This is a genomic window from Micropruina sp. (assembly GCF_027492755.1).
GTDB lineage: Bacteria > Actinomycetota > Actinomycetes > Propionibacteriales > Propionibacteriaceae > Micropruina.
Window position 1 is genome coordinate 1 of record NZ_JAPUED010000120.1, and the last position, 2,458, is coordinate 2,458.

1 protein-coding gene is annotated in these 2,458 nt (G+C 72.2%); it reads right to left on the bottom strand.

Annotated elements, in window-relative coordinates; genetic code table 11:
• A partial coding sequence (locus tag Q0066_RS08570) for an amino acid adenylation domain-containing protein (RefSeq protein WP_298132016.1) occupies nt 1-2,458 on the bottom strand: 2,458 nt, incomplete at both ends.

Genomic DNA, 2,458 nt, shown 5'->3' on the forward strand with positions numbered 1-2,458 from the left:
AGTTCGATCCGCTGGCCGCGGATCTTCACCTGGTCGTCGGTGCGGCCCAGGTAGCGTAGCGCGCCGTCCGGACGCCAGGCGGCCAGGTCGCCGGTGCGGTACAGCCGTCCCCATTCGGTGTCGACAAAACGCTCGTCGGTCAGTTCGGGACGCCCTCGATAGCCGTCAGCCAGCTGCACGCCGCCCAGCCACAGCTCGCCGGTGACGCCGACCCCGGTCGGCTGCTGCGCGGCGTCCAGGACGAAGCACGTGGTGTTCCAGATCGGACGCCCGATCGGCACGCTGTGCCCGTCGACGGCATCCGCGGCGGTGCAGTCCCAGACGGTGACGTCGACGGCGGCCTCGGTCGGACCGTAGAGATTGGTGGGCCCCACGCCGAACCATTTCAGGCTGCCGGCGACCAGGTCGGGGGTGAGCGCCTCACCGCTGGCGACCACGTGCCGGACGCGGGCTTCGGCGACCCGTTCACGAGCCGGCCGGTCGCCGAGGAAGGCGCGCAGCATGGACGGCACGAAGTGCAGCACAGCCACCTGTTCGGTGACAATCAGCTCGGCCAGCGCCCGCGGGTCGCGGTGCGCCCCCGGCGGTGCGATCACCACGCAGCCGCCGACCTGCAGCGGCCAGTACAGCTCCCAGATCGACACGTCGAACGAGATCGGGGTCTTGTGCAGCACCCGCTCACCAGGCATCAACTGGAGGTGGTGCTGCATCCAGGCCAGCCGGTTGTCGATCGCCCGGTGGCCGATCAGCACCCCCTTCGGACGCCCGGTCGAGCCCGAGGTGAACAGCAGATAGGCCGGGGCGTCCAGGTCACCGGGCGGCTCCCCCTGGTACGGCTCATCGGTGGCCAGCGCATCCGGATCGACGACCACCTCGACGACGCCGGCATCGTCGAGCATCGCCTCGACCCGGGCCGGCGGCAGGTCGGGATCGATCGGGCAATACACCGCCCCGAGCAGGGCGATCGCGTGAACGGTCTCGTAAAGGCCGAAGCCGCGCGGCAGGCGGACGCCGACCACGTCACCGGCCCGGACGCCCGCTCGGGTCAAACCGCCGGCGATCCGTCGAGCCCGGTCCAGCAGCTCGGCGTAGCTGCGGCTCTCGCCCTCGAAGACCAGTGCGGTCGCGTCCGGCGTGCGGTTCGCCTGGGCAACGAACCGCTGCCCCAAGGTGGCACTGTGCCGCTCATAACTTGTCGCGTTGAACCCCTCAGTGACAAGGGAGTATTCCTCCGGCGGCAGCAGCGGAAGCCACCCCACGTCGGCGTCCGGCTCGGCGCTCGCCCACACCCCCAGCCAGTGCCGCAGCCGGGCCAGATGCCGATCCAGCGCGTCGGCGTCGTACAACTCGGGGTGGGCGTCCAGTTCGAGCCGCACCCGCCGGCCGCGACCGGGAACGCCGCGCAGGGTGAAGGTGAGGTCCTCCACCGGCCCGGCGGTCAGGTTGCGGACGGTGCCCGGCACCCCGCCGAGAGTCAGTTCCAGGTCGAACGGCAGCACGTTGACCTGCATGCCGAACAGTTCGGGTCCACCGCGGCGGGCCAGCCGCCGGGCCAGCCACTCCTGGCGTTCGAACGGATGCTGCCGTAGCTGGGTCTGCTCGTCGCGGGTCGTGACCAGCGCGTCCGCAACTGTTCCCTGGGCGGGAACGACGGCCGGCAGCACGTTCATCGCCGTGCATACGGTGCGGGCGGCGATCAGCTGCCCGACTCCGGGCAGCGACCGGTTCATCAGCGGCAGCCCGATTCGTCCGGACGCCGTGCCGAGCAGCCGTCCGACATAGCTGCCGGTGGCGGCGGTGACCAGGTCGGCCCAGGTGACGCCGAGCCGGCGAGCGCCACGCACCAGCGCCGTCTGCGCCTCGGCGTCCAGGTCGATGGCGCGGCGGATGGCCCGTGGTCGCGGCGTCGCGACCCCGCCGGCCAGCGAGGCGGGGTCGGTCATGGTGGCCAGCCGGGCGTCCCAGAACGCCTCCGACTCAGCCGCCCGATGGTCTTCGGTGACCAGGTCGGCGAGCGCGATCGGCTCAGCCGGCTCGGCGCCGTCGTAGAGCGCGGCGATCCGGCGCAGCAGCTGCTGAGCGCCATAGCCGTCCAGCACCACGTGGTGGGCGGCGTGCCACCACCAGCTGGTGCCGTCGGCCAGCAGGACCAGCCCGGTCCGGGTCACCTCACCGGCCAGTAGGTCGAGCGGACGCGCCAACTCGGCGCCGATCAGGGCGGTGGCGGCGTCCCGGTCGGCGGCCTCCCGCACCGGCAGCTCGACCGGAGCGATCGGGCGCACCCGCTGCCGGGGACCGTCGGCGGTGGTGGCGAACTCGACCCGCAGCTGCTCGAACTCTGCGTAGCCGGCGGCGATCGCCTGGGCCAGCGCGGCGGCGTCCACGGCACCACTCAGCTCGACCACCTCGGCGGTGGTGTAGGCCGGGTTGCCGGGGTCGAGTTGGTGGGCGAAGAACA